General features: G+C 53.5%; 20 protein-coding genes. 7 read left to right on the top strand and 13 right to left on the bottom strand.

Annotated features, from left to right (window positions below; genetic code table 11):
* Positions 1 to 161: 161 nt before the first annotated feature.
* From ptsH to crr, 3 genes are read left to right on the top strand one after another with little or no spacing between them, the layout of a single operon-like run.
* Entirely contained in the window at positions 162 to 419 is a 258-nt protein-coding gene (gene ptsH, locus IB222_RS06810; protein WP_002913505.1) for a phosphocarrier protein Hpr, read from the top strand.
* A gap of 45 nt (positions 420 to 464) precedes the next feature.
* A complete protein-coding gene (ptsI, locus tag IB222_RS06805) occupies positions 465 to 2,192 on the top strand; it encodes a phosphoenolpyruvate-protein phosphotransferase PtsI (RefSeq protein ID WP_008785405.1) in 1,728 nt (575 codons plus the stop codon).
* Positions 2,193 to 2,232: 40 nt separating this feature from the next.
* Positions 2,233 to 2,742 carry a PTS glucose transporter subunit IIA gene (crr, locus tag IB222_RS06800; protein WP_000522253.1) on the top strand — a complete coding sequence of 170 codons (510 nt, stop codon included), beginning with the start codon at positions 2,233 to 2,235 and terminating at the stop codon, positions 2,740 to 2,742.
* Between the two features lie 148 nt (positions 2,743 to 2,890).
* Here crr and IB222_RS06795 read toward each other — a convergent pair whose 3' ends face one another.
* Positions 2,891 to 3,130, bottom strand: a complete 240-nt coding sequence (locus IB222_RS06795; protein WP_003835004.1) for a hypothetical protein — start codon at positions 3,128 to 3,130, stop codon at positions 2,891 to 2,893.
* Positions 3,127 to 3,993, bottom strand: a complete 867-nt coding sequence (gene pdxK / locus IB222_RS06790; RefSeq protein ID WP_057066918.1) for a pyridoxine/pyridoxal/pyridoxamine kinase — start codon at positions 3,991 to 3,993, stop codon at positions 3,127 to 3,129. The genes IB222_RS06795 and pdxK overlap by 4 nt, the downstream gene beginning before the upstream one ends.
* Positions 3,994 to 4,075: 82 nt before the next feature.
* Between pdxK and ptsJ the strand changes: the two genes are divergently transcribed.
* Positions 4,076 to 5,368, top strand: coding sequence for a transcriptional regulator PtsJ (ptsJ, locus tag IB222_RS06785; RefSeq protein WP_149385202.1), 1,293 nt, complete (start codon positions 4,076 to 4,078; stop codon positions 5,366 to 5,368).
* 13 nt (positions 5,369 to 5,381) lie between these two features.
* Positions 5,382 to 6,098 (top strand): type 1 glutamine amidotransferase, encoded by a 717-nt coding sequence (locus IB222_RS06780; RefSeq protein ID WP_149385201.1) that lies wholly within the window; start codon positions 5,382 to 5,384, stop codon positions 6,096 to 6,098.
* Positions 6,099 to 6,189: 91 nt separating this feature from the next.
* Here the strand turns inward: IB222_RS06780 and cysM are convergent, their stop codons facing one another.
* From cysM to IB222_RS06730, 10 genes are all read right to left on the bottom strand, one after another.
* Positions 6,190 to 7,101 (bottom strand): cysteine synthase CysM, encoded by a 912-nt coding sequence (cysM, locus tag IB222_RS06775; RefSeq protein WP_149385200.1) that lies wholly within the window; start codon positions 7,099 to 7,101, stop codon positions 6,190 to 6,192.
* 118 nt (positions 7,102 to 7,219) lie between these two features.
* Complete coding sequence (cysA, locus tag IB222_RS06770) at positions 7,220 to 8,317, bottom strand: sulfate/thiosulfate ABC transporter ATP-binding protein CysA (RefSeq protein WP_126317596.1); 1,098 nt, start codon at positions 8,315 to 8,317, stop codon at positions 7,220 to 7,222.
* Positions 8,307 to 9,182: a sulfate/thiosulfate ABC transporter permease CysW gene (gene cysW, locus IB222_RS06765; RefSeq protein WP_003038064.1), complete on the bottom strand. Its 876-nt coding sequence runs from the start codon at positions 9,180 to 9,182 to the stop codon at positions 8,307 to 8,309. The genes cysA and cysW overlap by 11 nt, the downstream gene beginning before the upstream one ends.
* Positions 9,182 to 10,015: a sulfate/thiosulfate ABC transporter permease CysT gene (gene cysT, locus IB222_RS06760; RefSeq protein ID WP_003038061.1), complete on the bottom strand. Its 834-nt coding sequence runs from the start codon at positions 10,013 to 10,015 to the stop codon at positions 9,182 to 9,184. Before cysT ends, cysW begins: the two co-directional genes overlap by 1 nt.
* Complete coding sequence (locus IB222_RS06755) at positions 10,016 to 11,032, bottom strand: sulfate ABC transporter substrate-binding protein (protein WP_149385199.1); 1,017 nt, start codon at positions 11,030 to 11,032, stop codon at positions 10,016 to 10,018.
* A gap of 157 nt (positions 11,033 to 11,189) precedes the next feature.
* Positions 11,190 to 11,981: an SDR family oxidoreductase UcpA gene (ucpA, locus tag IB222_RS06750; protein ID WP_003835020.1), complete on the bottom strand. Its 792-nt coding sequence runs from the start codon at positions 11,979 to 11,981 to the stop codon at positions 11,190 to 11,192.
* 172 nt (positions 11,982 to 12,153) lie between these two features.
* Positions 12,154 to 13,053, bottom strand: coding sequence for a porphyrinogen peroxidase (gene yfeX, locus IB222_RS06745; protein WP_003835022.1), 900 nt, complete (start codon positions 13,051 to 13,053; stop codon positions 12,154 to 12,156).
* Positions 13,054 to 13,146: 93 nt separating this feature from the next.
* Complete coding sequence (locus IB222_RS06740; RefSeq protein WP_003835025.1) at positions 13,147 to 13,722, bottom strand: RpoE-regulated lipoprotein; 576 nt, start codon at positions 13,720 to 13,722, stop codon at positions 13,147 to 13,149.
* A 59-nt stretch (positions 13,723 to 13,781) separates the two neighbouring features.
* On the bottom strand, positions 13,782 to 14,231 hold the full coding sequence (locus IB222_RS06735; protein WP_003835027.1) for a DUF2919 domain-containing protein: 450 nt from the start codon (positions 14,229 to 14,231) through the stop codon (positions 13,782 to 13,784).
* On the bottom strand, positions 14,218 to 14,643 hold the full coding sequence (locus IB222_RS06730; RefSeq protein WP_003038048.1) for a GNAT family acetyltransferase: 426 nt from the start codon (positions 14,641 to 14,643) through the stop codon (positions 14,218 to 14,220). The genes IB222_RS06735 and IB222_RS06730 overlap by 14 nt, the downstream gene beginning before the upstream one ends.
* Positions 14,644 to 14,855: 212 nt before the next feature.
* On the opposite strand from IB222_RS06730, the gene amiA reads away from it, so the two are divergent.
* Together amiA and hemF are read left to right on the top strand one after the other, a co-directional pair.
* Positions 14,856 to 15,725 (top strand): N-acetylmuramoyl-L-alanine amidase AmiA, encoded by an 870-nt coding sequence (gene amiA, locus IB222_RS06725; protein WP_003038046.1) that lies wholly within the window; start codon positions 14,856 to 14,858, stop codon positions 15,723 to 15,725.
* A 2-nt stretch (positions 15,726 to 15,727) separates the two neighbouring features.
* Positions 15,728 to 16,627, top strand: coding sequence for an oxygen-dependent coproporphyrinogen oxidase (gene hemF, locus IB222_RS06720; RefSeq protein WP_149385198.1), 900 nt, complete (start codon positions 15,728 to 15,730; stop codon positions 16,625 to 16,627).
* A gap of 95 nt (positions 16,628 to 16,722) precedes the next feature.
* Here hemF and eutR read toward each other — a convergent pair whose 3' ends face one another.
* Positions 16,723 to 17,775 (bottom strand): HTH-type transcriptional regulator EutR, encoded by a 1,053-nt coding sequence (eutR, locus tag IB222_RS06715; RefSeq protein WP_149385197.1) that lies wholly within the window; start codon positions 17,773 to 17,775, stop codon positions 16,723 to 16,725.

The raw sequence follows: 17,775 nt of genomic DNA, 5'->3' as shown, positions 1-17,775 counted from the left end.
CGAACGAAACGTCAGCGGCAAGAAGTTGCCAGCAACGGATTGCACCGAACTCCTTTTGTGTCGCGTCCAGTTTACGCCGATGCTAACAATACAGGCTAAAGTTGAGCCGCCAGGCTAGACTTTAGTTCCACAACACTAAACCTATAAGTTGGGGAAATATAATGTTCCAGCAAGAAGTTACCATTACCGCTCCGAACGGTCTGCATACTCGCCCTGCTGCTCAGTTTGTTAAAGAAGCAAAAGGCTTTACTTCTGAAATTACTGTGACTTCCAACGGCAAAAGCGCTAGCGCCAAAAGCCTGTTTAAACTGCAGACTCTGGGCCTGACTCAGGGTACCGTTGTCACCCTGTCCGCAGAAGGTGAGGACGAGCAGAAAGCAGTTGAGCATCTGGTTAAACTGATGGCTGAACTCGAGTAAGTTCAACGAGTTCTTTTAAATATCAGTCACAAGTAAGGTAGGGTTATGATTTCAGGCATTTTAGCATCCCCGGGTATCGCTTTCGGTAAAGCATTGCTGCTGAAAGAAGACGAGATCGTCATTGACCGGAAAAAAATTTCTGCCGACAAGGTTGATCAGGAAGTTGAACGTTTTCTGAGCGGTCGTGCCAAGGCATCTGCGCAACTGGAAGCGATCAAAACCAAAGCTGGTGAAACGTTCGGTGAAGAAAAAGAAGCCATCTTTGAAGGGCATATCATGCTGCTCGAAGATGAGGAGCTGGAGCAGGAAATCATAGCCCTGATTAAAGATAAGCACATGACGGCTGATGCAGCTGCGCATGAAGTTATCGAAGGTCAGGCCACAGCCCTGGAAGAGCTGGATGATGAATACCTGAAAGAACGTGCGGCTGACGTACGTGACATCGGTAAACGCCTGCTGCGTAACATTCTGGGTCTGGCAATTATTGACCTAAGCGCTATCCAGGACGAAGTTATCCTGGTTGCCGCAGACCTGACCCCGTCAGAAACCGCACAGCTGAACCTGAACAAGGTGCTGGGTTTCATCACTGACGCGGGCGGACGTACTTCCCATACCTCTATCATGGCGCGTTCTCTGGAACTGCCTGCCATCGTAGGTACGGGTAGCGTCACCTCTCAGGTGAAAAACGACGACTATCTGATTCTGGATGCCGTAAACAACCAGGTTTACGTCAATCCGACCAACGACGTTATTGAGCAACTGCGTGCCGTTCAGGAGCAGGTTGCTACCGAGAAAGCGGAACTCGCTAAGCTGAAAGATCTGCCGGCTATCACGCTGGACGGACATCAGGTTGAAGTTTGCGCCAACATCGGTACCGTTCGTGACGTTGAAGGCGCTGAGCGTAACGGCGCTGAAGGTGTGGGTCTGTACCGCACCGAATTCCTGTTCATGGACCGTGAATCGCTGCCAACTGAAGAAGAACAGTTTGCTGCGTATAAAGCCGTTGCTGAAGCCTGTGGCTCTCAGGCGGTCATCGTCCGTACCATGGACATCGGCGGCGATAAAGAACTGCCGTACATGAACTTCCCGAAAGAAGAGAACCCGTTCCTGGGCTGGCGTGCCGTGCGTATCGCCATGGATCGTAAAGAGATCCTGCGTGACCAGGTTCGCGCTATCCTGCGCGCCTCTGCTTTCGGCAAACTGCGTATCATGTTCCCAATGATCATCTCTGTTGAAGAAGTGCGTGCACTGCGCAAAGAGATCGAAATCTACAAACAGGAACTGCGCGACGAAGGTAAAGCATTTGACGAGAGCATTGAGATTGGCGTGATGGTGGAAACACCAGCTGCGGCAACAATTGCGCGTCATTTAGCCAAAGAAGTTGATTTCTTTAGTATCGGCACCAATGATTTAACGCAGTACACCCTGGCAGTTGACCGTGGTAATGATATGATTTCACACCTTTACCAACCGATGTCGCCATCTGTGCTGACGCTGATCAAGCAAGTTATTGATGCTTCTCATGCTGAAGGCAAATGGACTGGCATGTGTGGTGAGCTTGCAGGCGACGAACGTGCTACACTTCTGTTGCTGGGGATGGGTCTGGACGAATTCTCTATGAGCGCCATTTCTATCCCGCGCATTAAGAAGATTATCCGTAACACGAACTTCGAAGATGCGAAGGTGTTAGCAGAGCAGGCTCTTGCTCAACCGACAACGGACGAGTTAATGACGCTGGTTAACAAGTTCATTGAAGAAAAAACAATCTGCTAATCCACGAGATGCGGCCCAATTTACTGCTTAGGAGAAGATCATGGGTTTGTTCGATAAACTGAAATCTCTGGTTTCTGATGATAAGAAAGACACCGGAACTATTGAGATCGTTGCTCCGCTCTCTGGCGAGATCGTCAACATCGAAGACGTGCCGGATGTAGTTTTTGCTGAGAAAATCGTTGGTGATGGCATTGCTATCAAACCAACCGGTAACAAAATGGTTGCCCCTGTTGATGGCACCATCGGCAAAATCTTTGAAACCAACCACGCTTTCTCTATCGAATCCGACAGCGGCATTGAGCTGTTTGTTCACTTCGGTATTGATACCGTTGAACTGAAAGGCGAAGGCTTCAAACGCATCGCTGAAGAAGGTCAGCGCGTGAAAGTGGGCGACCCGGTTATTGAATTCGATCTGCCGCTGCTGGAAGAAAAAGCCAAGTCTACCCTGACTCCGGTTGTTATCTCCAACATGGACGAAATCAAAGAGCTGATCAAACTGTCCGGTAGCGTGACAGTGGGTGAGACTCCGGTTATCCGCATCAAGAAGTAATTCTTTTTGCAGAGAAAGATGGCGCCAGCAGGCGCCATTTTTTTTATCTGATGGTTATCAAAACCCTGCCGGATGGCGCTACGCTTATCCGGCCTACAACAAACTCCGTAACGTAGGCCGGATAAGACGTTCTCGCCGCCATCCGGCATTAAATCTGTGAGGTGACCGGTCGATAACACGCCTCGCGCATCAGGATTTTCATCCCTTCCGGCCCGCTTTCCAGCATCCGTCGCTCCGAGTCTGCCACTAACAATTCACAGTCGTAGCCACCCGCAATACCAAACATGGATCGCGCTACGCAGATATCTTCCAGCGCTGCTGCCCCGTTGGTGTCAAAATGTCCAACCATACGCCCATTCTGGCGAACTACCAGCCGGTAACTCTTCATCGCGCCTCCCCTGCCGGTGGCAGAATTAATTCATCACAACCGCACAGATGCGTCCACGTCATCACGTCCAGCACCCGCTGCGCGGCGTCGTGAGTCGCGGTCGTCAGCGCTTTCCCCAGTACAAGGCCGCTCACCAGCTCTGCACAAAACAGATCGCCAGTCCCCTTCAGATCCGTTTTCACTCGCGGATGGGCTAACACCTCAACCGTTTCAGCCGTCACCACCGCAACGTTAATAATCTCTTCGGTATCCCCCGGTGCGCTGGTAATTACCACCCATTTCAGGGTGTCAGTGAGCAGTGATTGTGCCGCCGTAATGGCTTCATCAAGCGTACGACACGGCTTTCCGCTCAGCATTTGCAGCTCGAACACGTTCGGCGTCAGCCCCTGCGCCAGCGGCAGCAGGTGCTGACGATAAGCTTCCGGGATTTCGGCTTTCACATACATGCCGCTATCCGTATCGCCAATCACAGGGTCGACCAAAATGCACAGGTCCGGATGCGTGGCCCGAACGGTTTCCAGCCACTGTGCCAGCAAGGCGATTTGCTCCGCGCTGCCCATGTATCCAGTAGTCACCGCCTTTAGCTCGCGCAAGGCATCACGCTCGCTTAAGGCACGGAGATAGCCGCTAAACCAGTCGGACGGAATAACGCCGCCGTAAAAGGTTTCATAATGCGGGGTATTACTGAACAGCACCGTGGGTACTGCCGTCACGCGTAACCCCTGCGCTTTAATGGCCGGGACGGCGATGCTGTTGCCTACGCTGCCATACACCACCTGTGACTGGACGGCGACGATATCGGTCTGTAACGCCCGATTCGTGTCGTCAAAGAGCACTGACTGGATATCACTCTCCTGCTCCATAAATTTCTCCTCTCTCTGGACAGCGGGCCTACGCCTCACTATTATCGTCATATGCTAAAATTCATTTTGTCATAGGTCAATAATGATCGACGGAAAAACCGCTAACGAAATTTTTGACAGTATCCGTCAACATGTCACTACAGGCACGCTGGCAGCAGGCGAAACGTTGCCGCCAGTGCGGGAACTGGCAACGGAATTAAACGTGAACCGCAATACTGTCGCGGCGGCTTACAAACGCCTGGTCACCTCCGGGTTGGCGCAGAGCCTGGGACGCAACGGCACGGTGATTAAGGGGATTACTGCCCCCGTTGCGTTGGAAGGTGGTAATCCGAATACCCCGCTTATCGATCTTTCCGGCGGTAACCCAGCGCCCTCGCGTCTTCCTGACCTGAGTAGTTATTTCGCAAAGATAAATAAGAGTCCGCGGTTGTATGGCGATGCCGCTGTATCACCTGGACTTAAGGCGTGGGCATCACAATGGATGCAAAATGCAATGCCCGGCAAAGGGGAAATTGATATCACCAGCGGCGCCATTGATGCTATCGAACGGCTACTGTGCGCCCATTTACTGGCTGGTGATAGCGTTGTCGTAGAAGATCCATGCTTTTTGAGCAGCATCAACATGCTGCGTTATGCTGGTTTCTCCGCCAGTCCGGCCAATGTTGACCACGAAGGTATGCTGCCGGACCAACTGGAACTCGCGCTACAGAAAGGTGCGCGGGCGGTGATTCTGACACCGCGCGCGCATAACCCCACAGGATGTAGCCTGAACGCATCCCGCGCGGCGCAATTGCAGGAAATCCTGGCCCGCTATCCGCAGACGCTGGTGATCGTCGACGACCACTTTGCGCTGCTATCTGCTTGCCACTGGTATCCGGTGATTGCGAAGGAAACCACGCACTGGGCGATTGTCCGTTCGATGTCCAAAACGTTAGGTCCGGATTTACGCCTGGCCATTGTGGCCAGCGATCCGCTCACTTCAGGGAAGCTACGTTTACGGCTCAACTCCGGCAGTCAGTGGGTCAGCCATCTGCTGCAGGATTTGGCCTGCGCCTGCCTGAGTGACGAGACTTATCAACACACACTGGCGCAAACTCAGCAGTTTTACGCCGCCCAGCAGCAAACGTTGGCGGCAGCACTGCGGCGACATGGCATTGAGTTACCCGTTGGTGACGGTCTGAATATGTGGCTACCGCTGGAAAATAACAGCCAGGTAATCGCTTTTGCGCTGGCGAAGTCCGGCTGGCTGGTGCGGGAAGGCGAAGTGTTTGGCGTCAATACGCCTGCCCACGGCCTGCGTATTACGCTGTCAACCTTAACTGACAGCGACATTGATAAGCTGGCGGCTGATATTCATCAGGCGCTAAAACGCTAACAGGAGAGAAAAAGTGCGAGTTCATTTCGTTATTCATGCGTCTTTCGAATCTGCTGGCGCGTATCTGCCGTGGGCCGAATCACGCGGCTATACCATCACCTGGTCGCGCGTTTATGCCGGAGAAGCGGTCCCTGCGAACGCCGATGATTTCGATATGTTGGTGGTGTTTGGCGGTCCGCAGTCACCACGAACCACGCTGGCAGAGTGCCCGTACTTTGATTCTCAGGCCGAGCAGCATCTGATCAACCAGGCGATTACAGCACGTAAAATTGTGGTGGGGATCTGCCTGGGTTCACAGTTAATCGGCGAAGCGCTGGGTGCGAAGGTGTGCCAGAGTCCAGAAAAAGAGATTGGTCACTACCCTATCGTTCTGACCGAAGCCGGTCAACAGCACCCGCTGTTCAGCCATTTCGGTTCACCGCTTACCGTCGGTCACTGGCACAACGACATGCCAGGATTAACCGACCAGGCGACCATTCTTGCTGCTAGCGAGGGCTGCCCACGACAAATCGTGCAATACGGTAATTTTGTTTATGGTTTTCAGTGCCATATGGAGTTTACGGCAGATGCTATTGAAGGGCTTATTCAACACTCCGAACAAGAACTGGCGGAAGCTAAAGGCAAACGCTTCATCCGTTCTGTTGAAGAGATGCGAGCATGGGATTATCAGCAGATGAATGAGAAGCTGTGGCAATTCCTTGATAAGCTTGTAGAAAAACGTAACGATTGATCATGACAGGCCGGATAAGACGCTTTACGTCGTCATCCGGCGCTCGTGCCGCACATTTGCCTGATGGCGCTATGCTTATCAGGCCTGAAAACTAAATCCCTAAACCCTGGTTAAAGTGCTCTTCGCCAAACACGCCGGTTGAAAGGTAGCGATCGCCGCGATCGCAGATGATCGCCACGACCACTGACCCCGGAGTCGCACGCGCCACGCGTAACGCCCCCGCTACCGCGCCGCCAGAACTGACACCACAGAAAATCCCTTCGCGCACGGCCAGTTCACGCATGGTGTTTTCTGCATCGTTCTGGTGAATATCCAGCACCTCATCCACCAGCGAGGCGTTAAAAATGCCCGGCATATATTCCGCAGGCCAGCGGCGAATTCCCGGAATACTACTGCCCTCTTCCGGCTGCAGGCCAACGATAGTGACCGCTTTTTCTTGCTCACGCAGAAAACGCGACACACCGGTAATGGTGCCCGTCGTTCCCATACTGGAGACAAAGTGGGTAATACGACCTGACGTCTGCTGCCAGATTTCCGGTCCGGTGGTGGTGTAATGCGCGTACGGGTTATCCGGATTATTAAACTGATCCAGCAGCTTGCCTTCTCCACGCTGCGCCATTTCAAGGGCTAAATCGCGCGCGCCTTCCATCCCCTGCTCTTTGGTGACCAGAATCAGCTCGGCACCATAGGCGCGCATCGCCGCACGGCGCTCCTGACTCATGTTGTCTGGCATCAGCAGCTTCATACGGTAGCCCTTCAGCGCGGCGATCATTGCCAGCGCGATTCCGGTATTACCGCTGGTAGCCTCAATCAGCACGTCGCCTGGCTTAATTTCTCCGCGCTTTTCCGCTTCGACGATCATCGACAACGCGGCGCGGTCTTTCACCGAACCTGCGGGATTATTGCCTTCCAGCTTGACCCAAATTTCACTGCCGTTATCTGGCGCCAGACGTTGTAATTTCACCAGAGGCGTATTGCCAATTGTTTGTTCTAATGTGTTCACGTTTTCAGCTCAATAAAATGCCGGGTGGCGCTGCGCTTACCCGGCCTACAGGTCATGCTGCACCTGATAAGCCCGATAAGAACAGCGCCACCGGATGATAACTATACGAATTAACCTATCAGGCACTTTGCGCCAGGGCAAGTTCCTCTTCACGCGTTTCAATCCGCTGGTCTCCGTTATACAGGCGCGCATTTTGCAGCCCGACAAACAGCCGTTCGCCGCGGTTCGGGGTATCATCGCCCTGCATGATGACCGTCAGCGGTTCGTTATACCACCCCAACGGTTGCACAACTAATTGGGTGTAGTGTCCTTTCGGGCTGGCTTCCAGCACCTGTACCGGCAACGGCGAATCCAGGCTGGTACGACGGCTCACGTCCACTTCCCACGGACGCAGGAACAGATCCACCGGTCCCTGATAACCAGGCGTATAACCCAGCGGCCAGCGGTGTGCGCCCACGTGGAATTGCCCACCGCGAATCGTTCCCTGCAAGCGGTTAACCTCACCCATAAATTCCAGAACAAAACGGGTAGCCGGTTCGCGCCAGACCTGATCCGGCGCATCAGCCTGCTCGATATGACCCTGACTCATCACCACCACGCGGTCTGCGACTTCCGTCGCTTCTTCCTGGTCGTGGGTCACAAACACGCTGGTAAACTTCAGCTCTTCATGCAGCTGGCGCAGCCAGCGACGCAGCTCTTTACGCACCTGCGCATCAAGCGCGCCAAACGGCTCGTCGAGCAGCAGGATCTGCGGCTCTACCGCCAGCGCACGCGCCAACGCCACGCGCTGTTTTTGCCCGCCGGAGAGCTGTGCCGGGAAACGGTCCGCCAGATGAGCCAGTTGAACCATTTCCAGCAGTTTGGTGACTTTTGCTTTAATGGCCGCCGCATTCGGGCGCTCACGCCGTGGCAGGACCGTCAGACCAAACGCGATATTGTCGAAAACGGTCATATGACGAAACAGCGCATAGTGCTGGAATACGAACCCCACCTTACGGTCGCGGGCGTGCAATCGGCTGACGTCGGTGCCGTGAAAACGGATATGCCCGCTGGACTGATGCTCCAGCCCGGCAATAATGCGCAGTAGCGTGGTTTTGCCCGAGCCAGACGGCCCCAGCAGCGCGACCATCTGACCTGAAGGAATATCCAGCGAGATATCGTTCAGCACCTGGGTGCGACCAAAAGACTTCTTAATATTGGCAATCTCAATGCTCATGATTTTCCTCCTGCTGCGCGCGTTTTTCCTGGTTCTCCAGACGCCATTGCAACATGCTCTTCAAAAACAGGGTAATAATCGCCATCAGCGTTAATAGCGCCGCGGCGGTAAAGGAGCCGACCGTGTTGTAGTCCTGCTCCAGTAATTCAATCTGTAGCGGCAGCGATAAGGTTTCGCCGCGAATCGAGCCGGAAACCACTGACACCGCGCCAAACTCACCAATCGCACGGGCGTTGGTCAACACCACACCGTACAGCAATGCCCAACGGATATTCGGCAGCGTCACGCGGCGGAACATCTGCCAGCCGGACGCGCCAAGCAGCACAGCCGCTTCATCTTCATTGCTACCCTGGCTTAACATCACCGGCACCAGCTCACGCACCACAAACGGACAGGTCACGAACACTGTCACCAGCACCATCCCCGGCCAGGCAAACATAATTTGCAGGTTATGCTCATCCAGCCATCCGCCAAGCGGGCCGTTAGAGCCGTAAAACAGCAGATAGACCAGGCCGGCAACCACCGGCGAGACAGCAAATGGAATATCCAGCAACGTCAGCAATAGTTGGCGTCCAGGGAAGTTAAAACGGGTCACCAGCCAGGCCAGCAACACGCCAAACACCAGGTTCACCGGCACCGCAATCAGCGCAATCAGCACCGTCAGCCAGATGGCATGCAGCATGTCCGGGTCCGCCAGATTCTGTAATACCGGCATTAATCCCTTGCTGAACGCCTGCACGAAGATGTAAATCATCGGCACCAGCAAAATAAACGCGGAGACCAGCATGCCCGTGCCGATCAGGAACCATTTCCCCCAGTTGATGCGGGGTGCGCCATAGCGTTTCAATTGGGTAATGTCTGCCATCAGTGACCTACCACACGTCGACCAAAGCGACTTTGCAGAGTGTTAATTGAAAACAGCAGCAACAACGAAGCCCCGAGGATCACAGAAGCAATCGCGCTGGCGGCCGGGTAGTCAAACTCCTGCAAGCGAACAAAAATCATCAGCGAGGTCACTTCCGTCTTCCATGCGATGTTTCCGGCGATAAAAATAACCGCGCCAAACTCACCGAGGCTGCGGGTAAACGACAGCGCAACGCCAGCCACCAGCGCGGGAGACAGCTCCGGCAGCACTACTTTACGGAAACTTTGCCAGCGCGTAGCACCGAGTGTTTCAGCTGCTTCTTCATATTCCGGGCCTAACTCTTCCAGTACTGGTTGCACAGTACGCACCACAAACGGAATGCTGGTAAAGGCCATCGCTACCGCGATACCGAGCCAGGTGTAGGTCACCTTGATATCCAGCTTCGCCAGCCACTCGCCGTAGAAGCCATTAACCGAAAACAGTGACGCCAGCGTCAGACCTGCCACCGCCGTAGGCAGTGCAAACGGCAGGTCCATCAGCGCATCCAACAGCGTACGGCCCGGAAAGCGATAGCGGGTTAATATCCACGCCATCAGCAAACCGAACACGCCGTTAAAAATCGACGCCACAAACGCCGACAGCAGCGTCACTTTATAAGCCGCCACCACCTGCGGATTGGTAATCACATCCCAGTATTGCGCCCAGCTCATTTGCGCCAGTTGCATCACCAGCGCGCTCAGCGGCAGCAGCAATATCAGGCAGACAAACAGTAAGCTGGTGCCCAGGCTCAAAGTGAAGCCGGGCAGCACGCGTCGGGAAGAAACAGCAAACATTTACTTACGCCCCGCCGCCAGCAGTTTGTCCAGCTCACCGCCGCTGACAAAGTGTGTTTTCATCACTTCAGGCCACGAGCCAAACTTATCTTCCACACGGAACAATTCGGTCTGCGGGAATTTATCTTTCAGCTTGTCCATTACCTGTGGGTTATTCACGCGGTAGTAGAAATCGGTAATGATGGTTTGCGCCTGCGGGCTGTACAGCCAGTTCAGGTAGGCTTTCGCCGCTTTTTCAGTACCGTTGGCCTGCACATTTTTATCTACCCAGGCCACCGGGAACTCCGCCAGAATGTTGACCTTCGGCACCACCACTTCGAAGCCCTGGTCTTCATACTGTTTACGGATATTGTTCACTTCCGATTCAAAGGTAATCAGTACGTCGCCCAGACCGCGCTCCACGAAGGTGGTAGTTGCACCACGACCGCCGGTATCAAATACTTCCACGTTTTTCAGAAACTGGGTCATGAACTGTTCGGTTTTAGCTTTATCCCCACCGTCCGCTTTATCTGCCGCGCCCCACGCTGCCAGATAGGTATAGCGTGCGTTACCGGAGGTTTTCGGGTTCGGGAAAATCAGCTTCACGTCCGGGCGAACCAGATCGTTCCATTCGTGGATATTCTTCGGGTTGCCCTTACGCACCAAAAACGCCATGGTGGAATAGAATGGCGAACTGTTATTCGGCAGGCGGCTTTGCCAGTCGGCAGGGATCAACTTGCCTTTGTCATGCAGGATCTGCACGTCGGTCACCTGGTTATAGGTCACGACGTCAGCTTTCAGCCCCTGCAAAATCGCCAACGCCTGTTTTGATGACCCGGCATGAGATTGTTTAATCGTCAGTTTGTCGCCGCCGTTATCCTTCGTCCATTGCTGTTCAAACGGCGGATTAAGGGCGGCAAACAGCTCGCGGGAAACATCGTATGAACTGTTCAGCAGTTCCGTTGCCTGCGCCTGCCCCACCAGCAACAGCATGGCTGCCAGCGTCAGTGTTCTTTTTTTCAGTAAGTTAACGGCCATTGCGCACCCTTATAAATTAAATGACTTTCTTATGGTCATCATATTTATAACCAGTGCTAAAGGAGTAACGGTTTTATATACCGTTTGATGATTTGAAAGTTGAAAAGAGAATAAGGGGTACCTCCTCCCCAGCACATGGGGAGGAGACCGGCATCAATCAGACGCCGACGCTTACGCTTTCAGGCAAAGTGCTGCCGCCATCAATCACGTTTTGCGTGCCAGTTAAATAACTGGACTCATCCGATGCCAGGAACGCCGCCAGTTCGCCGACCTCAAGCGGGCAGGCCAGACGACGCATTGGGATCGCTTTCGCCATTTCGACTAAAACGGATTCAGGATCTTCCGGGTTAGACTGACGCGCAATGCTTTCCGCCATCGGCGTACGAACGTAGCCAGGGCAAATGGCATTCACGCGAATGCCGGACTGCGCATATTCTACCGCCAGGGATTTGGTCAAACCGATGATCGCGGCTTTCGACAGCGCGTAGGCCGTTTCGCCCGGGTCAGCAACCATATCGCCGGTCACCGATGACATCATCACGATGCGCCCATCTTTGCGCGCAATCATCTCCGGCAGAACGGCTTTCGTCACGTTCCAGACGCCTTTAATGTTGATATCAATGTGAAAATCGCGATCTTCATCGCTCATATCAAGGAAGTTGCCGAGGCGGCATACGCCGGCATTGTTCACCAGAATATCGATTTTGCCTTCAATCTGCTTCGCGCGCGTCACCGCTTCCTTGACCGACGCAAAATCTCTGACGTCAGCGTGAACGGCTGTGCAACGGTGCCCACGCCCAGCCAACTCATCCGCCAGTTTTTCAATCTCATCGGAGATATCCAGCAGGATTAAGTTCGCACCATGGCGGGCAAACGTTCTGGCGATACCCTCGCCAATACCCTGAGATGCGCCCGTAATCAATGCTGTTTTGCCCGTGAGTTTTCCCATTTCAATATTCTCCTTTTGAATATGAAGCCTTCGCTTCATTCACGCAGAAGATACAGCAATAACAAATTAGTGCTGAGGAATAGCTCACTAAATCAGGTTAATCTCAGGTAAAAAAAATCCCCGACGATGCGGGGATGTCTATTTCGTGGCCGATAACAGGATCAGCTCACCATTACAGCGCCATTAAACGGTCCAGCGACGGTGCAAAGTAATAGCCGCCGGTTACCGGTTTGGTGAAGCGCAGCATCGCATCACGCTTACCGTCAGTGTCACCAAACATGCTCAGCAATTGTTGTTCAATGTTGTGCAGACGAGCGCAGTAGGCGCAGAAATAGAGACCATGCGTGCCGCTGGCAGTACCGTATGGCAGGCTCTGGCGCACAATTTTCAGCCCTTTACCGTCTTCTTTGAGGTCAACACGGCTCAGGTGAGAGGTGACCGGACGGTCATCACCGTCGATCTCTTCGTTGGCTTCCTTGGTGCGACCAATCATCATTTCCTGGTCATGGATGCTCATGCGATTAAGCTGCTTCAGGTTATGTTCCCAACGCTGTACAAATACATAGCTGCCACCGGCATCCACGCCATCTTTGATAACGGCAACTTCACGGCGCGTTTCTTCGCCTGCCGGATTTTCCGTACCGTCAACAAAGCCGCTGAGATCGCGCTCTTCGACCCAACGGAAACCGTGGATTTCTTCTTTGACTTCAATACAGTCGCCAAATGCTTCCATTGCCGCCTGCGCAACGGAGAAATTCACGTCATGACGCAAAGAGAGAATATGGATCAACACGTCATATTGGGTTGCTGGTGCCAGACCTTTACCGTAAGGGATAAAGTCTTTTAACTCTTCAGCACCGACGCCGCCGCTCAATGCACGCCAGGTGTTGTTGCCAAAAGCGACAACCGCGCCCAGATGCGCATCCGGGAACTTAGCTTCAAAGGTCGCCAGCTTATCGGCGAAGGTTTTGCTGGCCGCACGCAGGGCATCAACGTCGCCTTTAACATTGGCTTCAATCCAAATCGCCGCACGGCAATGTTCTGGCAAAATGCCACTCTGAACCTGAGACATTGTTCCTCCTGAAAAAAAGATGCCACGACATCGTGGCATTGATGGGCGCTATTCTACCTGTTTTTTTAACAAGCCGATTTGTTCAGACGCAAATTAACGCCGCCAGATAATTTTGCTTACTTTCCACGCTTTCAGCGTGTCGTCAGACGGCATTATATCCTCAGGCCCGCTCCATTCACCGGAAAAAATATAGCTAATATGTTGACTTCCCTCAGCTTTACACTCAACGCCCGCGCTGTCATCGCCGGTTGCTTTTTGGCAATTACCGAAAGCTTTAGTGTAAAGGTCGCTAAACGGTGTACCGATTTCGACACCCGCGGCTGACGAAATATCGTGATCTAATATATCAATACGACTGATGGTTCCCTGGCTGCCGTTGATGACTATCGCCAGCTTGTCGTCTTTCATCGCTTCATAGAAGCGCACCACATTACCGTTATCGGTCTTCATTCCGCTACGCAGGCGGTAATCACCGTCCAGCGCATCAGCAATGGCTTTTTCATCCAGCGGCGTAGCGCCCGTTAACGCTCCGACGCCCTGCTCTGTGACCTGCGTTGAAGAACCAAACCAGTTCCACGGATTGGCGGCAGACCAGTTCACCGAGGACAACGTTGAACACCCGGCCAGTAGCAGCGGCATCGCGCATAAAGTCAAACGCAGTGATTTCATTTCACTTCCTTCCTTATTTATCAACGTTGCTTGGAGTCCGGTTTCCCCAAAAAGTGCCGTTATTCTTTCTCAAGGGAAAAACAGGCGCGCAGACGTTGATTGGTTAACAGCCAGATCAGCGCGACAATATCCGCCACCAGCAGCGCCAGCCCGACGCCATTGAGCGGATCGCCTGCCAGCCACATCACCGGCTGCCAGCACAGCAGCACTAGTTGAGCGAGAATCAATAATCCACGCAGCCAGCGCCAGATCACCGGAAACGCAAAGCGTCGCCCGCTGAGTAAAAACGCCAACACGGCGGGAACGCCGGGAAGCAACCCCAGCCAGAATGCGTCATGATCGGGATAAAACAGATTCAGCAAGGTGTTGCCCTGCTCACGGGAAGAACCGGCAATCACAAACAAAACCCAGGTGCGTGCCTGCAACAGCAGTACGCACCAGAAGAGAAAAGGCAGGCGCAGACGCCCATGACCATCATAGTCGGCCGGATGAAACTCAGTACTCTTCATCTTCGATCAAACGCTTGCCCAGATTGAGTACATCCGCATGTTCATAGCCCAGACGTTCATACATGCCCTGTACGACGTCGTTATCGTCACGCACCATGATTTGAATCTTCGGACAACCGCGGGCAATGAGCTTTTTCTCCAGCCGGTTGAGCAGCGCATTGGCAATACCGCGTCCGCGAAACTCAGGATGCACGCCCAGGTAATAGGCGGAACCGCGATGCCCGTCGTATCCGCCCATCACCGTGCCGACCACCTCGCCGTTCACTTCAGCAACGAGGAACAAGCTGACGTCATGATTGACTTTACGTTCGATGTCCATTTCGGGGTCGTTCCATGGACGCAGCAAATCACAACGCTCCCAGAGGGTAATCACCTCTTCGAAATCTTCCTGGCGAAAAACGCGTATTTCCATGGTATTGGGTACCTTTTCAGGACGTTAAAAAGCGATTATGGCGCGAACGGCTGATTTAGCCAATATCTGACGCGAAGCGGCGGAAAAAATGGCATAATACGGAATTGTCACGTATTGAAATGAAAAGTAAAACAATTCTTATCTCGATCCGTCGCAACGGACTACGCGATACGATATAACGTTTAGAACCTTTTTTTTACAACTCAGGCCGTATGAGCACTTTTAAACCACTAAAAACACTCACATCGCGCCGCCAGGTGCTGAAAGCCGGGCTGGCCGCCCTGACGCTGTCAGGCATGTCGCAAGCCATCGCTAAAGAAGAAGCGCTAAAGACCAGTAATGGACACAGCAAACCGAAAGCGAAAAAATCCGGTGCTAAGCGCGTTGTTGTCCTTGATCCGGGGCACGGAGGGATTGATACCGGCGCAATTGGTCGCAACGGCTCGAAAGAAAAGCACGTTGTGTTAGCTATTGCCAAAAACGTGCGCTCGATCCTACGCAACCAAGGGATTGATGCACGCCTGACCCGCTCCGGCGATACGTTTATTCCGCTCTACGATCGCGTCGAGATCGCCCACAAACATGGTGCCGATCTGTTCATGTCGATACACGCCGACGGTTTTACCAATCCGAGCGCTGCGGGTGCTTCGGTCTTTGCCTTATCCAATCGCGGCGCCAGTAGCGCCATGGCGAAATATCTATCCGATCGTGAAAACCGGGCCGATGAAGTCGCCGGAAAAAAGGCCACTGACAAAGATCATTTGTTGCAGCAGGTGCTGTTCGATCTGGTGCAAACTGACACCATAAAAAACAGCCTGACGTTAGGCTCGCATATTCTTAAGAAGATCAAGCCGGTACACCGTCTGCACAGTCGCAGCACGGAGCAGGCCGCCTTCGTGGTGCTAAAATCACCATCAATTCCTTCAGTACTGGTCGAAACCTCGTTCATCACCAACCCGGAAGAAGAACGATTACTGGGTACGGCAGCGTTTCGTCAGAAAATCGCCACCGCGATTGCCAATGGCATCATCAGCTATTTCCACTGGTTTGATAACCAGAAAGCCCACTCGAAGAAACGTTAACCATGAAGCCCGATGCACAGCGCGTAAAACAGTTCCTGCTCAGCCTGCAGGATGAAATTTGCCAGCAGTTATCCGCCGTAGACGGCAGCGAGTTTGTTGAAGATAACTGGCAGCGCGAAGCGGGCGGCGGCGGGCGCAGTCGGGTGTTGCGTAACGGCGGTATTTTCGAGCAAGCAGGTGTCAACTTCTCTCACGTCCACGGCGATGCAATGCCAGCCTCGGCTACCGCGCATCGCCCGGAGCTTGCCGGGCGCAGCTTTGAAGCGATGGGCGTCTCGCTGGTGGTGCACCCGCAGAATCCCTACATTCCAACCAGCCATGCCAACGTACGGTTTTTTATCGCGGAAAAACCGGGGGCCGATCCCGTGTGGTGGTTTGGCGGCGGCTTTGACTTAACGCCCTACTACGGCTTTGATGAGGATGCGGTTCACTGGCATCGCACGGCGCGGGATCTGTGCCAGCCGTTTGGCGATGACGTTTATCCACGTTACAAAAAGTGGTGCGATGACTACTTCTTCCTCAAGCACCGCAACGAGCAGCGCGGCATTGGCGGGCTGTTTTTCGATGATTTGAATACCCCTGATTTCGACCACTGCTTCGCTTTTATGCAGGCAGTAGGTCAAGGTTACACCGAGGCGTATCTGCCCATCGTCGAACGCCGCAAAATGATGAGCTGGGGCGAGCGCGAGCGTAATTTCCAGCTTTATCGTCGTGGGCGCTATGTGGAATTTAATCTGGTGTGGGATCGCGGCACGTTGTTCGGTTTGCAAACCGGCGGACGCACGGAATCGATTCTGATGTCGATGCCGCCGCTGGTACGCTGGGAGTATGACTGGCAGCCGGAAGCAAACAGCCCGGAAGCTGCCCTTAGCGAGTTTATTCAGGTCCGCGACTGGGTGTAATTGCCTGATGGCGCTACGCTTATCAGGCCTACAACAACGGCAAACCCGTAGGCCGGATAAGACGCGTTAGCGTCGCATCCGGCACAATAGTCTCATCATGCCCACTGGCGCATACGCTGATGCAGCGTCAACGATGGTTTCTCCGCAAACAGCTGCTGGTAGTCGGTGGCAAATTGCCCTAAATGCCAGAACCCCCACTGCATGGCGGCGTCTTTCACCGTCGTACTCTGCGACCATGGACTTATCAACTCACGGCGCACAGCGTTCAGGCGAATACGTTTCAACCAGGCATTCGGGCCAATACCGAGGATCGCGTGAAAGGCGTTTTGCAACGTCCGGCGGCTAACGTGCAACTGATTGCATAAGTCGAGCACGGTCAGCGGCTCTGACATATTTTCCAGCACATATTCGCGCGCACGCGACAGCAAGCGACGATAACTCTGATGGCTGATGCTCTCCGCAGTCATAATCGGCTGCGCTTCTTCCAGCATAGTGCCCATCGCCAGCAGCAGGTTATCGCTCAAGACCTTACGTACCGCAGGTTGATGGAGGTTTTCCGGGTTTTCACTAAACGTCGCCAGCGCCTGCTGCACAAAGCCCCATAGCGCGGCTTTGTGTTGTTCTTTAACTTCCAGCGCCGACTGATTGCGCAGCATATGCAACACCCTTTCCGGGTTATGCAGGAAATTGGCCTGACGAGCAATGGCCTCTTCCGAAATGACAACACCCAAAATGGTGTAGTCATCCGGTGTACTCAGTTCAAACTCCGTCCCGCCTGGGCGGGTGGCAATTTCAGCGCTCCCCAAACACTGGGTACCAATAAATCCCTGCTCGCCGCGCGTGGCCGGAATGCCAAACCAAAATGAGTTTGGCCAGACAAGGCACGACTGACGCAGCGCCAGTCCGGTGTATTCACGGAACACCTGAATATCGTCGAGCAGGATTTCCGTGAACTCGCCATGAAATTTCCCCGGATGCAACTGGTCGTAGATCTGCTGCCAGGCGGTAATCGTCAGCGCGTGCTCATACACATCCGTTGTTCGCCGTTGGTGAACGTTGTCCACTTCCACTTTCGGCGTCAGTTTAACGTCTTCGGGTAATGCTTCATGATAAAGATGGTGCAAGTTTGCAGTACGTTTCTTTTTCAT

It is taken from the genome of Citrobacter sp. C13 (assembly GCF_014596815.2).
In the GTDB taxonomy this organism is placed as follows: Bacteria; Pseudomonadota; Gammaproteobacteria; order Enterobacterales; family Enterobacteriaceae; genus Citrobacter; species Citrobacter portucalensis.
This window is presented reverse-complemented; position numbering and strand designations above follow the sequence as displayed.

Bases quoted from the DNA above. Each gene is read 5' to 3' on its own strand.
- ptsH (WP_002913505.1), top strand. From the start codon at position 162: ATGTTCCAGCAAGAAGTTACCATTACCGCTCCGAACGGTCTGCATACT.
- ptsI (WP_008785405.1), top strand. From the start codon at position 465: ATGATTTCAGGCATTTTAGCATCCCCGGGTATCGCTTTCGGTAAAGCA.
- crr (WP_000522253.1), top strand. From the start codon at position 2,233: ATGGGTTTGTTCGATAAACTGAAATCTCTGGTTTCTGATGATAAGAAA.
- IB222_RS06795 (WP_003835004.1), bottom strand. From the start codon at position 3,130: ATGAAGAGTTACCGGCTGGTAGTTCGCCAGAATGGGCGTATGGTTGGA.
- pdxK (WP_057066918.1), bottom strand. From the start codon at position 3,993: ATGGAGCAGGAGAGTGATATCCAGTCAGTGCTCTTTGACGACACGAAT.
- ptsJ (WP_149385202.1), top strand. From the start codon at position 4,076: ATGATCGACGGAAAAACCGCTAACGAAATTTTTGACAGTATCCGTCAA.
- cysA (WP_126317596.1), bottom strand. From the start codon at position 8,317: ATGAGCATTGAGATTGCCAATATTAAGAAGTCTTTTGGTCGCACCCAG.
- cysW (WP_003038064.1), bottom strand. From the start codon at position 9,182: ATGGCAGACATTACCCAATTGAAACGCTATGGCGCACCCCGCATCAAC.
- cysT (WP_003038061.1), bottom strand. From the start codon at position 10,015: ATGTTTGCTGTTTCTTCCCGACGCGTGCTGCCCGGCTTCACTTTGAGC.
- IB222_RS06755 (WP_149385199.1), bottom strand. From the start codon at position 11,032: ATGGCCGTTAACTTACTGAAAAAAAGAACACTGACGCTGGCAGCCATG.
- ucpA (WP_003835020.1), bottom strand. From the start codon at position 11,981: ATGGGAAAACTCACGGGCAAAACAGCATTGATTACGGGCGCATCTCAG.
- yfeX (WP_003835022.1), bottom strand. From the start codon at position 13,053: ATGTCTCAGGTTCAGAGTGGCATTTTGCCAGAACATTGCCGTGCGGCG.
- IB222_RS06740 (WP_003835025.1), bottom strand. From the start codon at position 13,722: ATGAAATCACTGCGTTTGACTTTATGCGCGATGCCGCTGCTACTGGCC.
- IB222_RS06735 (WP_003835027.1), bottom strand. From the start codon at position 14,231: ATGAAGAGTACTGAGTTTCATCCGGCCGACTATGATGGTCATGGGCGT.
- IB222_RS06730 (WP_003038048.1), bottom strand. From the start codon at position 14,643: ATGGAAATACGCGTTTTTCGCCAGGAAGATTTCGAAGAGGTGATTACC.
- amiA (WP_003038046.1), top strand. From the start codon at position 14,856: ATGAGCACTTTTAAACCACTAAAAACACTCACATCGCGCCGCCAGGTG.
- hemF (WP_149385198.1), top strand. From the start codon at position 15,728: ATGAAGCCCGATGCACAGCGCGTAAAACAGTTCCTGCTCAGCCTGCAG.
- eutR (WP_149385197.1), bottom strand. From the start codon at position 17,775: ATGAAAAAGAAACGTACTGCAAACTTGCACCATCTTTATCATGAAGCA.